Genomic DNA, 15,475 nt, shown 5'->3' on the forward strand with positions numbered 1-15,475 from the left:
CTTGCCCGTTTTCCAAGCTCAGCCAATCCCAAGCGCGCGGTAGATCTCCGCGATGCGTTTGACAGCAATGATGTAGGCGGCGGTGCGCAGATCAGGAATGTCATCGCTGCTGTTCCACAGCCGGGACATTTCGCCGTAGGCCGAGCGCATTTTCTCGTCCAACCCAGAGCGCACCAAATCAATCTCACGCGCGCCCGACAGGAAGGGCTCGGCACTCTCCGCCGGGAAATGACAGCCTGTCATGTTTTCGATCTGGCGGGCCAGCATGCGGCTACCTTGCTCGTCGCGACGGCGTTCCATCAGGCCAAAGGGAATATGGGTCAGGTTTTTGACCCATTCGAAATAGCTGACCGTGACGCCGCCGGCATTGGCGTAGAGATCGGGTATGATGACCACGCCGCGTTCGCGCAGGATGGTGTTGGCGGCATAGGTCACTGGGCCGTTCGCAGCCTCGACGATCAGCTTTGCCTTGATTTCATGGGCATTTCCGTCGTGGATCGCACTTTCCAAAGCCGCCGGAATGAGAATGTCACAGGCGTCACTCAAGGCCGAGCCGCTGTCAAATTCGCCGCCCTCAAAGCCGCTGATGCCGCCCGTGTCGGTCATATGTTTGCGCAGCGCCTCGATGTCGAGGCCGTCGGGATTGCGGATAGAGCCATCACGCTCCACCACGGCGATGATCTTACAGCCGCTGTCCTCGCTGAGGAATTTCGCGGCGTGGTAGCCGACATTTCCGAGCCCTTGCACAACGACGGTTCGGCCCTCAAGGCTTTCATCAAGGCCGATCTTGGCCACATCCTCAGGCGTCTGGAAAAAGGCTTCGATCGCATATTGCACCCCGCGCCCCGTGGCCTCAATCCGGCCTTCGATACCACCCATGGCCAAGGGTTTGCCCGTTACACAGGCGCTTGCGTTGATGTCATGGGATTTCATCCGCCGGTATTCATCGGCAATCCAAATCATCGTCGTCTCATTGGTGCCGACATCCGGGGCAGGGACGTTCTGTGAGGGGCTGAGGAATTCGTGCCGCGCCAGCTCCTGGGCAAAGCGGCGGGTGATGCGTTCCATCTCATGCGGGGCCCATTCCGTTGGGTCGACCTTGAGCGCGCCTTTTGAGCCGCCGAACGGCAGGTCCATCAACGCACATTTGTAGGACATGAGCGCGGCGAGCGCCTCAACCTCTTCATGGTTGGCGTAGGGCGCAAATCGAATGCCGCCCTTGGCGGGGCTTGGATGGTTGGAATGCACCGAGCGCCAGCCTTCGAAGGTGTACATTTTACCTCTGAGCCGCACGCCGAAGCGGGTCGTCAGCGTCGTGTTGCAGACCGCGATTTTTTCGGCGAGGCCTTCTTCGAGTGCCAAAATCTCGGCCGCATCGTTGAACATACTGGTGACGTCAGCCAAAAATCCGTGACTGTTGGACATAAAACCCTCCCTAAATTGAAAAAAGGGCGGCTAAGGCCGCCCTCATGGATCAGTTCAACCCGCCGAAGCAGAGGTTCTTGATCTCCAGATAGTCGTCGCAGCCGTATTTCGAGCCTTCGCGGCCCATGCCGGACTGTTTGACCCCGCCAAAAGGCGCCATTTCCGTCGAGATCGCGCCGGTGTTGATGCCGACCATCCCGGTTTCCAAGGCTTCGCCCACACGCCATGCGCGTTTCAGATCGTTGGTGTAGAAGTACGACGCCAACCCGAATTCTGTGGCATTGGCAAACTCCAGCGCCTCGTCTTCGGTGTCGAATTTCACCAGCGGCGCCAGAGGGCCAAAGGTTTCTTCCGTGGCGACTTTCATGGCTTGCGTCACGCCCTTGAGCACGGTCGGCTCAAAGAAGGTCTGCCCGAGGTTGGACCGATTGCCGCCGACAACGACTTCGGCGCCTTTTTCGACCGCATCCTTGATGTGATCCTCGACCTTGGCCACGGCAGCTGCGTTGATCAGCGGGCCGGTGTTGACGCCCTCAGCAAAGCCATCGCCCAATTTGAGCGACCCCAAAGCCGTGGCGAGTTTTTCAGAGAACGCATCGTAAACGCCCGCCTGCACGTAAATCCGGTTGGCGCAGACACAGGTTTGGCCGTTGTTGCGGAATTTGGCGAGCATGGCGCCTTCGACAGCGGCATCCACATCGGCGTCGTCAAAGACGATAAACGGCGCGTTGCCGCCCAGTTCCATCGACATTTTCTTAACCGTCTCGGCGCCCTGCGAGAGCAGGATTTTGCCCACGCGGGTCGAGCCGGTAAAGGTGATCTTGGCCACTTTCGGGTTGGCGCACATCTCAACGCCCATCCCAGCGGCATCAAGACCCGTGAGCACGTTAAAGACACCCGCCGGAATGCCCGCACGTTCGGCCAGAACCGCCAGAGCCAGCGCGGACAAGGGCGTGAATTCGGAAGGCCGCGCCACCATGGAACAGCCAACGGCAAGGGCAGGGGCCATCTTGCGCGCCAGCATGGCGTTGGGGAAGTTCCACGGCGTAATCGCGCCCACAACACCCACGGCTTGCTTGACGATCACCATCCGCTTGTCGTTTTGAGGACCGGGGATCACGTCGCCGTAGATGCGCTTGGCCTCTTCCGCGAACCATTCGATGTAGGACGCACCATAGAGGATTTCCCCGCGTGCCTCAGCCCAGGGTTTTCCCATTTCAGCGGTCAGGATGGTCGCCAGATCATCGGCATTTTCAACCATGAGATCAAAGAGTTTGCGCAGGGTGTTCGCGCGGGTTTTGACATCCGCGCGCGCCCAGGCGCGCTGCGCCACATAGGCCGCATCAATCGCCATGGCGACATCTTCGGCGCTGAGGTCGGCGACATGGGCGATCACTTCGCCCGTGGCCGGATTCTCCACCGGAAATGTCTTTTTCCCCTCAACCCAAACGCCATTCACATAGGCGCGTGTTTCCATCAGGCTGGGATCGTTCAAAGCCCGCATATTAGCTCTCCCGCGCGGCTTTCACCGCATCTTTCAGAATGTTCATTGCCTCATCGAACACCGGCTCGTCGATGGTCAGAGGCGCGAGGAACCGGATCACATTGCCATAAACGCCGCAAGTCAAAAGCACGAGACCGCGCTTGAGCGCCTCGACGCGGATTTTGCCGGTCAGTTCGGCGTTGGGTTTACCGTCCGCGGTCATGAACTCGGCGGCGACCATGAAACCGGGGCCACGAATGTCGGCAAGTTCGGGCGTGGTCGATTGAATATTGCTCAACACCGCTTTGAGTTTGTTGCCAAATTCCTCGGCGCGCGCACACAGACCTTCCTCTTCGATCACGTCCAGAACGGCGTTGCCCGCAGCAATCCCCAGAGGGTTGCCGCCATAGGTGCCGCCCAGACCGCCCGGGGCCGCCGCGTCCATGATCTCGGCCTTGCCGGTGACCGCAGAGATCGGCAGACCGCCACCCAGACCTTTGGCCATGGTGGTGATGTCGGCGGCCACGTCGTAATGTTCCATGGCAAAGAGTTTGCCGGTGCGGCCAAAGCCGGTTTGCACCTCATCGGCGATCATCACCATGCCGTGGGCGTCGCAGAGTGCGCGCAGGCGGGTGACGAATTCGGCAGGCGCCGGGTAGAAACCGCCTTCGCCTTGCACAGGTTCGAAAATCACGGCCGCAACGCGGGCCGGATCGACATCGGCTTTGAACAGCGCATCCAAGGCGGCAAAGCTGTCGTCGACGGAGACACCATGCAGCGCGCAGGGGTAGGGGACGTGGAACACATCGGGCATCATAGCGCCGAAGCCGACCTTGTAAGGCACCACTTTGCCGGTCAGGGACATGCCCATGAAGGTCCGGCCATGAAAGCCGCCACCAAAGGCGATCACCGCCGGGCGCCCAGTATAGGCGCGAGCACATTTCACTGCGTTTTCAACAGCTTCTGCGCCGGTTGTGACAAAGACGGTTTTTTTGTCAAAGGCGCCCGGAACCTTGGCGTTCAACCGTTCGGCCAGCGTCACATAGGGCGCATAGGGCAAAACCTGATGGCAGGTGTGGGTGAAACCGTCGAGTTGGGCTTTGACAGCGGCCATGACTTTCGGGTGGCGGTGGCCGGTATTGACCACGGCGATACCTGCGGCGAAGTCGATCAAGCGATTGCCGTCTTCGTCCCATACTTCGGCATTTTCGGCGCGGGTGATGAAGTGGTCGGTCATGACGCCGACGCCACGGGCCATGGCGTCTACGCGGCGGGCGGCGAGATCTGCGTTGGTCATTTTTGCTATCCTGTTAGATGAAGTGCGAGAGTGCAGTTCGTGATTGATGTGACGCTACGCGGTTTCCCGATCTTTAAAAACTCTGTTTCTTATTCTTCGTAATGCATTATAATTATGCAAAAAATATCTAGGGTTTGGTGAATAATGAACGGATCAAACACTCCAAAGGATGACTTCGATGATTTGGCCCTGGGTCAAAGGCTACGCGCTGTGCGGGAACGCGCCGGGCATTCTCAGCGCGCTTTGGCCAAGAGAGTCGGCATTCCGAACTCGACAATTTCTCTCATTGAATCCGGCAAGATGAACCCATCCGTCGGCGCGCTTCATAAGATCCTCGCGGGCGTTCCGATCAGCCTGTCGGAGTTCTTTGCCTTTGAGCCGGTGACCGAACAACAGGTGTTTTACGCCGCCGAGGAGCTCACAGAGATCGGCAAAGGCAAGCTCTCGCTGAAACAGGTCGGCAAGTCGCTCTTTGGGCGAGCCTTGATGATGCTGCGCGAGCGCTATGAGATCGGCGCCGACACGGGACGCGTGATGTATGGTCACGAAGGCGAAGAAGCCGGAATCGTGATCTCTGGGCGCATCGAGGTCACCGTAGGCGAGCAACGCAAGATCCTTGGCCCAGGAGACGCGTATTATTTCGAGAGCCGCACACCACATCGCTTTCGACAGATCGGGCCAGAACCGAGTGAGGTGGTCAGCGCCTCAACGCCTCCAAGTTTTTAAAAGCGCGACAAAACAAAGGGTCAGACGCATATTTTCATGTTTGTGCATACCAAAGATTATACATAATACAGATTATAAGATATGCGCACGAGCTGAAATGCCCAAGCGGCCTCTTGCACGCATCTGCCCCTGACGTCCTGTAAACGTTGATCTGGAGGCCCTCTCAGCGCGGCCGTGGATTTGCCGATACATGTCGACTGCAATACGCACGAATTTTCTTCCAATACCTCCAGACGTCCGACGGAGCGCTCTCGTTGCTTCGAAAATATGCAGAGCCGTCTTCTCCGAGACGCATTCACCGCAGATCCCTTGACCGTAAAATAATTTGATCATATTTCTCGGTGGTAGATTTTCGGGCGAAACCGCCCGTCCACCCTAAAGACCTCGACCGGATCGTCTGAAGGCACAACTTTCACTTTGTGCCGTAGAGGTTTTCATGGTCGAGAAAGGATCAGACGCATGAGCGACAATCACTTGCCCACTGCAGAGCTTCAGGCTCTCGACGCAGCCCACCACATGCATCCGTTTACCGACGGCAATGAGTTGGCGAAAAAAGGTGCCCGGATCATTACCAAGGCAAAGGGCGTCTGGCTGACCGACAGCGAGGGCGAAGAGATTCTCGACGCTATGGCCGGTCTGTGGTGTGTGAATGTTGGCTACGGGCGCGAGGAACTGGCCGATGTGGCCGCACGCCAGATGAAGCAACTGCCCTACTATAATACGTTTTTCCAGACCTCTCACGTGCCCGCAATCATGCTGGCGAAGAAACTCGCCGAGATCGCGCCGGGCGATTTGAACCACGTCTTCTTCAACGGCTCGGGTTCGGATTCCAACGACACCAACCTGCGTATGGTGCGGCATTACTGGGAGCTGAAAGGCCAGCCGGAACGCTTCAACGTGATCTCGCGCTGGAATGGCTATCATGGCTCGACCATGGGCGGTGGTTCCCTTGGCGGGATGAAGGGCATTCACGCCCAAGGTGGCCTGCCCATCCCCGGCATTCATCACATCGACCAGCCCGATTGGTGGTCCGAAGGCGGCGATCTGAGCGCCGAAGAGTTCGGCCTAAAACGCGCGCAGGAACTTGAGGCGAAAATCCTCGAACTTGGCCCCGAAACTGTCGCCGCCTTTATCGCGGAGCCGGTGCAAGGCGCCGGTGGCGTGATTGTGCCGCCGGAGACCTATTGGCCGGAAATTAACCGCATCATCGAGAAATACGGCATCCTCTTGATTGTCGACGAGGTTATCACCGGCTTTGGCCGCACCGGCAATTGGTTCGGGTCTGAAACCATGGGCATCACGCCCGACATCATGACCTGTGCCAAGGGCATCACCTCCGGCTACATTCCTCTCGGCGCCTCCATCGTGTCCGACGAAATCGCCTCTGTCATCAACGGCAGCGAATTTGCTCACGGCTACACCTACGCGGGCCATCCGGTGGCCTGCGCTGTGGCTCTGGAGAACATCCGCTTGCTCGAAGAAGAAGGCATCGTAGAGCATGCCAGCAAAGAGATCGCACCCTATCTCAAGGAAAAATGGGAGGCTCTGGTCGATCATCCTATGGTTGGCGAGGCCAAGATCGTCGGCCTCATGGGCTCAATCGCCTTGACGCCGAACAAGGCCACGCGCGCCAAGTTTAAGGCCCCCGGCGGCACCGTCGGCTATATCTGTCGCGAGCGCTGCTTTGCCAACAATCTGGTGATGCGCCATGTCGGGGATCGTATGATCATCTCCCCGCCGCTGACCATCACCAAAGCAGAGGTCGACATCCTGATTGAACGCGCCCGCAAGTCTCTGGACGAGGCGCTTGAGCGGATCGAGGCGGAGGGGCTAAACGTCTGATCTCATGGACATCCTGACCATCAACGACCGGCCCGGCGAACACGCCTCCTCATGGTATGCCGCCACAGCTGAGGCGCCCGGCCCCTACCCGACTGCCACTGGCACGCTCAAGGCGGACGTCTGTGTCATCGGCGGAGGCTACGCGGGCCTGTCGGCGGCGCTTCATATGGCGCGCCGCGGCCTTGACGTGGTGCTGTTGGAGGCCTCGCGTGTGGGCTCTGGCGCCTCGGGGCGCAACGGTGGTCAGGTGTCGATGGGGCAACGGCTCGAACAGGACGAGCTGGAAACCCATGTTAGCATGGATGACGCGCGGATGCTCTGGGATCTGGGCGCAGAAGCCGTTGATCTGGTCAAGACGATCCTCGCCGAGAGTGGTGATGACTGCGACTGGCGCGATGGTGTGATCCACGCCAACCATCGCGCGCGGTTTTCCGATCATTCGCAAAAGCATGTGGACCACATGCACAGGGTCTACGGTTACGAAAAAATCCGCTACCTCGACCGCGACGCGGTGCGTCACGAGACCGGCTCAGAGGACTATTACTCCGGCACGCTCGACATGGGCTCCGGTCACCTGCACCCGCTGCGCTACGCCTTCGCGATCGCGCGTCTGGCCGAGGCCGCTGGCGTGCGCATTCATGAGCTGTCGCGGGTCACGCGCGTTGAGACCGAGGGCAAACCGCGCGTCCACACCGATCAAGCCGTGATCGAGGCCGATCACCTGATCCTCGCGCTCAATGGCTACCACAACAATCTCGACCACGACGTCGCGCATCACGTAATGCCGATCAACAATTTCATCGCGGTGACAGAGCCCCTGCCCTCTGATCTCGCCGCGCGTCTGATCCCGAACCGTTATGCCGTGGCGGACAGCCGGTTTGTGATCAATTACTACCGCATGTCGCCGGACAACCGGATGATTTTCGGCGGCGGCGAGAGTTACGGCTATAAGTTCCCTAGCGACCTGCGCGCCAAGGTGCGCGGGCCGATGCTGGGCGTCTACCCGGAGTTGAAAGACGCCAAACTCGACTACGCCTGGGGCGGCACTTTGGGCATCACCATGTCCCGCTTGCCGCATTTTGCGCGTCTCGGGCCGAACGCCATCTCCATCGCGGGCTTCTCCGGTCAGGGCGTTGCTTTGGCCACGCTTGCCGGGCAAATCGCGGCGGAGGCCGTCGAAGGCCACGCCTCGCGTTTCGATCTCATACAATCGCTGCCATGCCCGCGCTTTCCCGGCGGGCCGAGACTTCGGACGCCACTTCTGGCGCTTGCGATGACGTGGTATGCTTTGCGCGACAAACTATAAGTTTCAAAAGGATAAGAGGCATGACGGAATTGAAAACCGACCGGTTCTATATCAACGGCGCGTGGGTTAAGCCGCTCGGCGACACGATGATGGACGTGATCAATCCGGCGACTGAAGAGGTCTTTGCCGAGGTCGCGATGGGCGCATTGGCAGATGTGGACGCCGCCGTGGCGGCCGCCAAAGCCGCCTTCCCGTCGTTTTCGCGCACGACAAAGGCTGAGCGCCTCGATCTTCTGGCCTCGATCCGCGAGGTCTATCAAAGACGCTACGACGAAATGTCCGCCCTCATCACCGAAGAAATGGGCGCGCCGATTTCTCTGTCGGACCGAGCGCAGGCCGCCGTAGGCATCGGGCATCTCGACGGTGTTGTAAAAGCGCTGGAAGAGTTCGAGTTCGAATACCCCAACGGTCCCGGCGATCTGATCGTGCACGAGGCCATCGGGGTTTGCGGTTTCATCACGCCGTGGAACTGGCCGATCAACCAGATCGCTTTGAAGGTCATACCCGCGCTGGCTGCTGGCTGCACGATGGTGCTGAAACCCTCGGAACTCACTCCGATGAACGCGCTTTTATATGCCGAGATTCTACATGAGGCGGGCGTGCCGAAGGGCGTATTCAACCTCGTGAATGGCGACGGCCCGGGCGTGGGTGCTGCGATCTCCGCACATCCCGATATCGCCATGGTCTCCTTCACCGGCTCTACCCGCGCGGGTGTCGAGATTTCCAAAGCCGCAGCACCCACGGTCAAACGTGTGACGCTCGAGTTGGGCGGCAAATCTCCGAACGTGTTGCTGGACGATTGCGATTTCGAAGAGGCGGTGAAACGCGGCGTGCGCCATTGTTTCCAAAACACCGGCCAATCCTGCAACGCCCCGACGCGAATGCTGATCCCGGAAAGTCATTACGAGACCGCAATGGAGATCGCCAAGGAAGTGGCCGAGGCGACCGAGGTCGGCCTGCCCTCCCAGACCGGCAACCACATCGGCCCGCTTGTGTCGCAGATGCAATATGACCGGGTGCAGAGTCTCATTCAGGTTGGGATCGAAGATGGCGCGCGACTTGTTGCTGGCGGTCTTGGTCGCCCCGAAGGGTTCAATCGCGGCTATTTCGTGCGCCCGACCGTGTTTGGCGACGTGACCAACGATATGCGCATCGCACAGGAAGAGGTCTTTGGTCCGGTTCTGGCGATGATCTCCTACCAAGACGATGCGCAAGCCGTCGAGATTGCCAATGACACGCCCTACGGCCTCGCTGCCTATATCCAGACCGGCGCGTCCGAAGAGAGCAAAGCGCGCGGTCTCGCCATGGCACGAGACATTCGCGCAGGCATGGTGCATTTGAACGGGTCTGATATTTCCTACGGCTCGCCGTTCGGAGGTTACAAGCTTTCCGGAAATGGTCGCGAAGGCGGAGAATACGGCATCGAAGATTTCTGCGAAATCAAGGCCATATCTGTCTAAGTTTACGCGTCTTCCGCGCTTTCGGCGACGATGGCGCGGATATTTTCCATGCCCTGAAGGATGTCGCGACGAATGGCCTCTGCCACGCCGTCGCCATCGCCGTTGCGCAGGGCATCGATCGCGATTTGGTGCATGTCCGGCAGGTTCTGTGACCCGAACCGTGTGCACATCACCCGAAGCGCCGGACCGGACCGCAGCCATAGCGTGTCGACGATGGGGCCGATGACCTCAGTGCGCGCTGCGCGGTAAAGCATCATGTGGAACCGATGGTTGTGGATCATGTAGCCGCGCATGTCGCCCTTCCGCATGGCCTCGTCGATCTCGCCGTCCACCATTGTGAGCGCGGCAATCTCTGCCTCTCCCATCTGTTCAGCGCCGCGCTTCGCGAGCTCAGGCTCAAGAGCCAGACGGGCAAAGATCAACTCGTCCACTTCCGAAAGGCTCAGCACCGGAACCGTCACCCGGCGGTTGCCATGAAACACCAAAGCGCCTTCTGAGGTGAGGCGCCGGATCGCCTCGCGCACCGGTGTCATGCCGGCATTCAACCGATCCGTGAGACCCTGAATCGTCACCGGCTCCCCCGGCACCAGATCGCCCGACAGGATCAGATCCCTGATCCCGCGGTAGGTCCGCATATGCGCCGGTTCCTTGGTGAAGATTTCTGACATTTGGGCCTCTGAGAATTTGCTCAAATGATTTGAGCATATATTCCAAGAGTTCGGCAAGCCGTGGCGCGCCTCTTCATGTCGGAAATGTAAAAATGCGCCGAAGCCCATCGGACTTGGCGCATTTTCTGATCTTCTGGATCGAAGCTCGTTAGCCCAAAGCGTAACCCGCGCCGCGCACGGTGCGGACGGGATCCTGGCCACCATGCTGACAAAGTGCTTTGCGCAGCCGACCAATGTGCACATCCACCGTGCGGGTGTCGACATAGATGTCGCGGCCCCAAACACGATCCAGTAACTGTTCGCGCGACCAAACACGCCCCGGCTTTTCCATGAAGGTGGACAGCAGGCGGAATTCCGTCGGACCGAGTTTCAGCGCATCATCACCACGAGTGACGCGATGGGTCTCCGAGTCCAAACGAATATCTTCGAATTCAAGCACTTGCCCCGTCGAGGCCGGACGCACGCGGCGCAGTTGGGTGCGGACGCGAGCCATCAGTTCGATCACGGAATAGGGCTTCACCACATAGTCATCCGCGCCGGTTTCAAGACCGCGCACCCGATCCACCTCTTCGGAACGGGCCGAGAGCATGATGATCGGAATCTCGCGCGTGTCAGGCCGGGTTTTGAGGCGACGACAAATCTCGATGCCGGAGACGCCCGGCAACATCCAGTCGAGGACGATGATGTCCGGGCTGTCTTCGTCGACATACAACAGCGCATCATCGCCGTTTTCCGCCTTCGACACCGCAAAACCTTCAGCTTCGAGATTGTAGGCGAGGACTTCCCGCTGAGCAGGCTCATCCTCCACCACGAGTACACGGGGTTGGTCGGCAGACATCAGACTTCCTCAGCGCCCAGAGCGGTTTGCGAGGTGACATCGCCTTTCGGACGCGCATCTTCGGGCATCTCGCCGGTGGTCAGGTAGATCACCTGCTCGGCAATCGAAGTGGCGTGATCGCCCATGCGCTCAATGTTTTTGGCGATGAAATGCAGGTGCATACAGGCGGTGATGTTGCGCGGGTCTTCCATCATATAGGTCAGGAATTCGCGGAACAGCGCATTGTACATCTGATCGACGTCGAGATCGCGGTGACGCACCTCATTGGCGAGGCCTGTGTCGCGCTGGATATAGGCATCGAGCGCCAGACGCAGCATTTCCTCAACCTCACGCGCCATACGACGGATCGACGGCGCGGCGCCCTCGATCGGCGACATGTTGACCAGAACACCCGTGCGTTTCGCCAGGTTCTTCGCATAGTCGCCACAGCGTTCGAGGTTGGTGGAGATCTTCATCACGGTCAGAACCGTCCGCAGATCGGAGGCGGTCGGAGAGCGCAGCGCGATGAGGCGCGCGGCCTCTTCGTTGACGCTTTCCTCGAGCTGATCGATGGCCTTGTCGGAGCTGCGCACCTTTTCGGCCAGCTCGACGTCACGCTCTTCGAGCGCTTGAGCGGCGTCCTTGATGGCGGCCTCAACCAGACCGCCCATTTTCATGATCATCGCCTGAATGGCTTCGAGATCACGGTCAAACGCCGAGGCGATATGTTTGCTATCGTTATGCATCAATTTGCTCCTTACCCAATCCGACCGGTGATGTAGCTCTCGGTGCGCTCATCATGCGGGTTGGTGAAAATCTGTTCCGTATCGCCATATTCCACCAGGTTGCCGAGGTGGAAAAATGCGGTTTTTTGGCTGACACGGGCGGCCTGTTGCATCGAGTGAGTCACAATGACGACGGAGAAATTCTCGCGCAGTTCGTCAATCAGTTCCTCGACCTGAAGCGTCGCAATCGGGTCGAGCGCAGAGCACGGCTCGTCCATCAACAGAACTTCCGGCTCGGTCGCCACGGCGCGGGCGATGCAGAGACGCTGTTGCTGACCGCCGGACAAACCGGTGCCCGGCGCGTCGAGACGGTCTTTGACCTCGTCCCAGATCGCACCACGGCGAAGCGCTTTTTCAACGATCTCGTCCAGATCGGCTTTGTTTTTCGCCAGACCGTGGATACGGGGTCCATAAGCGATGTTGTCGTAGATCGACTTCGGGAACGGGTTCGGACGCTGGAACACCATACCGACTTTGGCGCGCAGTTGCACCGGATCGACGCGTTTGTCGTAGATGTCTTCGCCATCCAGGAGGATGTTCCCCTCGACGCGGCAGATATCAATCGTGTCGTTCATGCGGTTCAGACAGCGCAGGAAAGTCGACTTGCCACAGCCCGACGGACCAATAAAGGCAGTGACGGTCTTGTCCTTGATCTCGACATCCACGTCCTTGATGGCATGGGTTTCGCCGTAGAAAACCTGCACTTTTTTGGCGGAGATTTTGGTGTCGTTCATGTCCACGTCTTTTCTCACAATTCGCATATCGTTCATAGGTCTAACCTCAGCTCTTACCAACGACGCTCAAAGCGGCGGCGCAGGAGGACGGCGATGATGTTCATCGTCATCAGGAAAACAAGAAGGATGATGATCCCGCCCCAAGCACGCTCATAATAGGCCGGATCGGCACGTTTTGCCCATTCGTAAATCTGAGCCGGCATGGCGGAGTTCGGGTCGATAAAGCCAGAGGCGATCCCGTCGGGCATGTTGGAGGCGATAAAGCCCACCATGCCGATCAAGAGAAGCGGCGCGGTCTCGCCCAGTGCCTGTGCCAGACCGATAATCGTGCCCGTCAGGATGCCCGGCATTGCCAGAGGCAACACATGGTGGAACACCGACTGCATCTTGGAGGCGCCCACACCCAAAGCCGCGTCGCGGATTGAGGGCGGCACCGCCTTGAGCGATGCGCGCGTCGAGATGATGATCGTCGGAAGGGTCATCAGTGTCAGCACCAGACCGCCGACGAGCGGCGCAGATTGTGGCAGGTGCGCGATTTGAATGAAGACCGCAAGGCCAAGGATACCAAAGACGATGGAGGGCACAGCCGCGAGGTTCGAGATGTTCACCTCGATCAGATCGGTCCATTTGTTCTGCGGCGCGAATTCTTCGAGATAGATCGAAGCGGCCACACCGATCGGCAGCGCCAGCGCCAGCACCACGATCATCATGAACAAAGAGCCCACCATCGAAACCCCGATCCCGGCTTGTTCCGGACGGCTCTCGGAGGCGTCCGCGCCAAAAATGAAATCAGCGTTAAAGGTGGTTTTCATCAGACCGGCGGCAACCATGGCGTCCGCGACATCGAGGTGTTCGGCGTCGAGGTTCTTGTCACGCGCCAGAGCGTCGCGGGTCACGCGACCTTTGAAATAACCATCCACACGCGACGAGGCCAGAAGGCGGAACTCGACCGTCTCACCGATCAGATCGGGGTTCGCCAGAACCGTGTCACGCACCTGAGCGGCGACAGAGGCCGACAGGATGTCCTCGACATCTTTCTCTTTCGCAAAGGGAATTTCGATGCCCTCGGCCTTGAGTGCGGCAATCAGCGCGTCGGTGACCACCGGCTTGTAGCCAAAGGTCGAGACCTTCGCGAGTTCTTCCGGGTTGCGATTGCCTGACTTGTCGAGCTTCGCCTCGGTCAATTCCACAGGAATGGTGACGAAGGTCTGTTTAAAGGCCGGCAAGCCGTTGCCCAGAATGGCCACCAAGAGAGCGACCAGAAAAAACAGGCCGGTGGCGATGGCAGCGATGCCATAGGCTTTGAACCGGGCCTCGGCGGCGTTGCGGCGTTTGGTGCGCGTGGTCTCGTGGAACAGAGACGACTTGGCGTCACCCTTTGCGGGGCCGTTATCAGCGGTAAAATCGGACATCAGTCATACTGCTCCCGGTATTTGCGCACGATCACGAGCGCGAAGATGTTGAGCACAAGGGTGATGACGAAGAGCGTCATGCCCAAGGCAAAGGCGACAAGCGCTTCGGCGGAGGCGAAATCGGCGTCACCCGTCAGCTGAGACACGATCCGTGTGGTCACGGTGGTCATGGCTTCGAAGGGGTTGAGGTTCAGCTTGGCCGCGGCCCCTGCCCCCAGCACCACGATCATGGTCTCGCCGATGGCACGCGACGCGGCCAAGAGGATGGCGCCCACGATGCCCGGCAAAGCAGCGGGGAGCACAACCTGACGCACGGTTTCGGATTTGGTAGCGCCGAGGCCCAGAGAGCCGTCCCGCATCGCCTGCGGCACTGCGTTGATGATGTCATCGGACAGCGAGGAGACGAAAGGAATGAGCATCACCCCCATCACCAGACCTGCGGTCATCACAGAGCGACCGCCCTGCATCCAGCCAAGGCCCCCGTCTGCACCGAAGACCGTCATCAGCATCGGGCCAACCGTCAACAGTGCGAAGAGACCGTAAACGATGGTCGGGATGCCAGCCAAGACTTCCAAGAGCGGTTTGGCAATCGCGCGCACTTTCGGGCCGGCATATTCCGACAGGTAGATCGCGGCGAAAAGCCCGATGGGCACGGCCACCAAAAGCGCAATGATAGAGACGTAGAAGGTGCCCCAGAACAGCGGCAGAATGCCAAGCTCCGAGCCCCCGCCAAAGGACGGCGACCAAGTGGTGCCGAAGAAGAAATCCAGCGCCGGATAGAGTTTGAAGAACTCGATGGTGTTGAAGATCAGCGACAAGACGATGCCCAGCGTCGTCAGGATCGCGATGGAGGCCGCACCGATCAACAGACCCTGAATGACACGTTCGACCGAGTTGCGCGCGCGCATGTCCTTGTTGGTGCGCAGCATGGAGACGGCAAAACCCGCCAGAGCCGCGCCCAGAACGGCGACGGTCATCATCCAGTTGCCCACCGCATTCATCGTGCGATATTTCTGCGCGGCCTTCAGGACATAGCTTTCCACATTCGACCCAAGAGCCACACCGACTGCGCCGAGACGGGCGCGAATGTCTGTGAGTTCCGTGCGGATGTCGCGGGCCTGTTCGCGGGTCAACGTGCCCTGCTCTACGGCAATATCCAGACCTTCGGCAACGCGGCGCACGTCGGACATTACGAGGTTCAGAGAGCCTTTGTCGGTGTAGGCCGTGTCGGGGATCATCGAGGACACTTGGCCCTGGATCACCATCGGTTGAAGGATCAACCAAAGCAGCATGGCCGCGAGGCCCGGGATCAGCACTGCCAGAAGCACGTTGGAGCCGTAATAATTCGGGAGTGAATGCAGCAGGCGAATGTCGCCATTTGCATCCTTGAGCGCGCGCGTGCGTCCCAGAATGAAACCAATGAGGCCAAGGGCCACAACAAGAATGAAAAGCCACAACAGAGGCATGGGCCGCTCCTTTGCGGGACACCTGTGATCAGATCAGGGTCCGGAGGCTGGAAA

General features: G+C 59.3%; 13 protein-coding genes. 4 read left to right on the forward strand and 9 right to left on the reverse strand.

Features of this window, described 5'->3' with window-relative positions:
* Positions 1-18: 18 nt before the first annotated feature.
* Genes J5Y17_RS05620 through J5Y17_RS05630 form a run of 3 tightly spaced genes read right to left on the reverse strand, consistent with a single transcriptional unit; the run spans position 19 to position 4,205 of the window.
* Positions 19-1,425: a Glu/Leu/Phe/Val dehydrogenase gene (locus J5Y17_RS05620; protein ID WP_219784255.1), complete on the reverse strand. Its 1,407-nt coding sequence runs from the start codon at positions 1,423-1,425 to the stop codon at positions 19-21.
* Positions 1,426-1,474: 49 nt separating this feature from the next.
* Entirely contained in the window at positions 1,475-2,929 is a 1,455-nt protein-coding gene (locus J5Y17_RS05625; RefSeq protein ID WP_219784256.1) for an NAD-dependent succinate-semialdehyde dehydrogenase, read from the reverse strand.
* Position 2,930: 1 nt separating this feature from the next.
* The gene (locus tag J5Y17_RS05630) at positions 2,931-4,205 is read right to left on the reverse strand and encodes a 4-aminobutyrate--2-oxoglutarate transaminase (RefSeq protein WP_219784257.1); all 1,275 of its coding nucleotides are present in this window, start codon (positions 4,203-4,205) and stop codon (positions 2,931-2,933) included.
* A 144-nt stretch (positions 4,206-4,349) separates the two neighbouring features.
* On the opposite strand from J5Y17_RS05630, the gene J5Y17_RS05635 reads away from it, so the two are divergent.
* The 4 genes from J5Y17_RS05635 (at position 4,350) to J5Y17_RS05650 (ending at position 9,539) form a co-directional block, all read left to right on the forward strand.
* Positions 4,350-4,931, forward strand: a complete 582-nt coding sequence (locus J5Y17_RS05635) for a cupin domain-containing protein (RefSeq protein ID WP_219784258.1) — start codon at positions 4,350-4,352, stop codon at positions 4,929-4,931.
* 459 nt (positions 4,932-5,390) lie between these two features.
* Positions 5,391-6,773: an aspartate aminotransferase family protein gene (locus J5Y17_RS05640; RefSeq protein ID WP_219784259.1), complete on the forward strand. Its 1,383-nt coding sequence runs from the start codon at positions 5,391-5,393 to the stop codon at positions 6,771-6,773.
* A gap of 4 nt (positions 6,774-6,777) precedes the next feature.
* Positions 6,778-8,079, forward strand: coding sequence for an FAD-binding oxidoreductase (locus J5Y17_RS05645; RefSeq protein ID WP_219784260.1), 1,302 nt, complete (start codon positions 6,778-6,780; stop codon positions 8,077-8,079).
* A gap of 20 nt (positions 8,080-8,099) precedes the next feature.
* A complete protein-coding gene (locus tag J5Y17_RS05650) occupies positions 8,100-9,539 on the forward strand; it encodes an aldehyde dehydrogenase family protein (protein WP_219784261.1) in 1,440 nt (479 codons plus the stop codon).
* 2 nt (positions 9,540-9,541) lie between these two features.
* On the opposite strand, the gene J5Y17_RS05655 is transcribed toward J5Y17_RS05650, so the two are convergent.
* From J5Y17_RS05655 to pstC, 6 genes are all read right to left on the reverse strand, one after another.
* A complete protein-coding gene (locus tag J5Y17_RS05655) occupies positions 9,542-10,207 on the reverse strand; it encodes a GntR family transcriptional regulator (protein WP_219784262.1) in 666 nt (221 codons plus the stop codon).
* A gap of 148 nt (positions 10,208-10,355) precedes the next feature.
* Positions 10,356-11,045 carry a phosphate regulon transcriptional regulator PhoB gene (gene phoB, locus J5Y17_RS05660; RefSeq protein ID WP_219784263.1) on the reverse strand — a complete coding sequence of 230 codons (690 nt, stop codon included), beginning with the start codon at positions 11,043-11,045 and terminating at the stop codon, positions 10,356-10,358.
* Positions 11,045-11,770: a phosphate signaling complex protein PhoU gene (gene phoU, locus J5Y17_RS05665; protein ID WP_219784264.1), complete on the reverse strand. Its 726-nt coding sequence runs from the start codon at positions 11,768-11,770 to the stop codon at positions 11,045-11,047. The genes phoB and phoU overlap by 1 nt, the downstream gene beginning before the upstream one ends.
* 11 nt (positions 11,771-11,781) lie before the next feature.
* Complete coding sequence (gene pstB, locus J5Y17_RS05670; protein ID WP_219784265.1) at positions 11,782-12,579, reverse strand: phosphate ABC transporter ATP-binding protein PstB; 798 nt, start codon at positions 12,577-12,579, stop codon at positions 11,782-11,784.
* A 17-nt stretch (positions 12,580-12,596) separates the two neighbouring features.
* On the reverse strand, positions 12,597-13,955 hold the full coding sequence (gene pstA, locus J5Y17_RS05675; RefSeq protein ID WP_219784266.1) for a phosphate ABC transporter permease PstA: 1,359 nt from the start codon (positions 13,953-13,955) through the stop codon (positions 12,597-12,599).
* The gene (pstC, locus tag J5Y17_RS05680; RefSeq protein WP_219784267.1) at positions 13,955-15,421 is read right to left on the reverse strand and encodes a phosphate ABC transporter permease subunit PstC; all 1,467 of its coding nucleotides are present in this window, start codon (positions 15,419-15,421) and stop codon (positions 13,955-13,957) included. Before pstC ends, pstA begins: the two co-directional genes overlap by 1 nt.
* Between the last annotated feature and the right edge of the window lie 54 nt (positions 15,422-15,475).

The sequence above is a fragment of the Celeribacter sp. PS-C1 genome (assembly GCF_019429625.1).
Classification (GTDB): domain Bacteria; phylum Pseudomonadota; class Alphaproteobacteria; order Rhodobacterales; family Rhodobacteraceae; genus Celeribacter.

What these genes read in the sequence shown, in the direction of transcription:
- J5Y17_RS05620 (WP_219784255.1), bottom strand. Translation starts at nt 1,425, where the DNA reads ATGTCCAACAGTCACGGATTTTTGGCTGACGTCACCAGTATGTTCAAC.
- J5Y17_RS05625 (WP_219784256.1), bottom strand. Translation starts at nt 2,929, where the DNA reads ATGCGGGCTTTGAACGATCCCAGCCTGATGGAAACACGCGCCTATGTG.
- J5Y17_RS05630 (WP_219784257.1), bottom strand. Translation starts at nt 4,205, where the DNA reads ATGACCAACGCAGATCTCGCCGCCCGCCGCGTAGACGCCATGGCCCGT.
- J5Y17_RS05635 (WP_219784258.1), top strand. Translation starts at nt 4,350, where the DNA reads ATGAACGGATCAAACACTCCAAAGGATGACTTCGATGATTTGGCCCTG.
- J5Y17_RS05640 (WP_219784259.1), top strand. Translation starts at nt 5,391, where the DNA reads ATGAGCGACAATCACTTGCCCACTGCAGAGCTTCAGGCTCTCGACGCA.
- J5Y17_RS05645 (WP_219784260.1), top strand. Translation starts at nt 6,778, where the DNA reads ATGGACATCCTGACCATCAACGACCGGCCCGGCGAACACGCCTCCTCA.
- J5Y17_RS05650 (WP_219784261.1), top strand. Translation starts at nt 8,100, where the DNA reads ATGACGGAATTGAAAACCGACCGGTTCTATATCAACGGCGCGTGGGTT.
- J5Y17_RS05655 (WP_219784262.1), bottom strand. Translation starts at nt 10,207, where the DNA reads ATGTCAGAAATCTTCACCAAGGAACCGGCGCATATGCGGACCTACCGC.
- phoB (WP_219784263.1), bottom strand. Translation starts at nt 11,045, where the DNA reads ATGTCTGCCGACCAACCCCGTGTACTCGTGGTGGAGGATGAGCCTGCT.
- phoU (WP_219784264.1), bottom strand. Translation starts at nt 11,770, where the DNA reads ATGCATAACGATAGCAAACATATCGCCTCGGCGTTTGACCGTGATCTC.
- pstB (WP_219784265.1), bottom strand. Translation starts at nt 12,579, where the DNA reads ATGAACGATATGCGAATTGTGAGAAAAGACGTGGACATGAACGACACC.
- pstA (WP_219784266.1), bottom strand. Translation starts at nt 13,955, where the DNA reads ATGTCCGATTTTACCGCTGATAACGGCCCCGCAAAGGGTGACGCCAAG.
- pstC (WP_219784267.1), bottom strand. Translation starts at nt 15,421, where the DNA reads ATGCCTCTGTTGTGGCTTTTCATTCTTGTTGTGGCCCTTGGCCTCATT.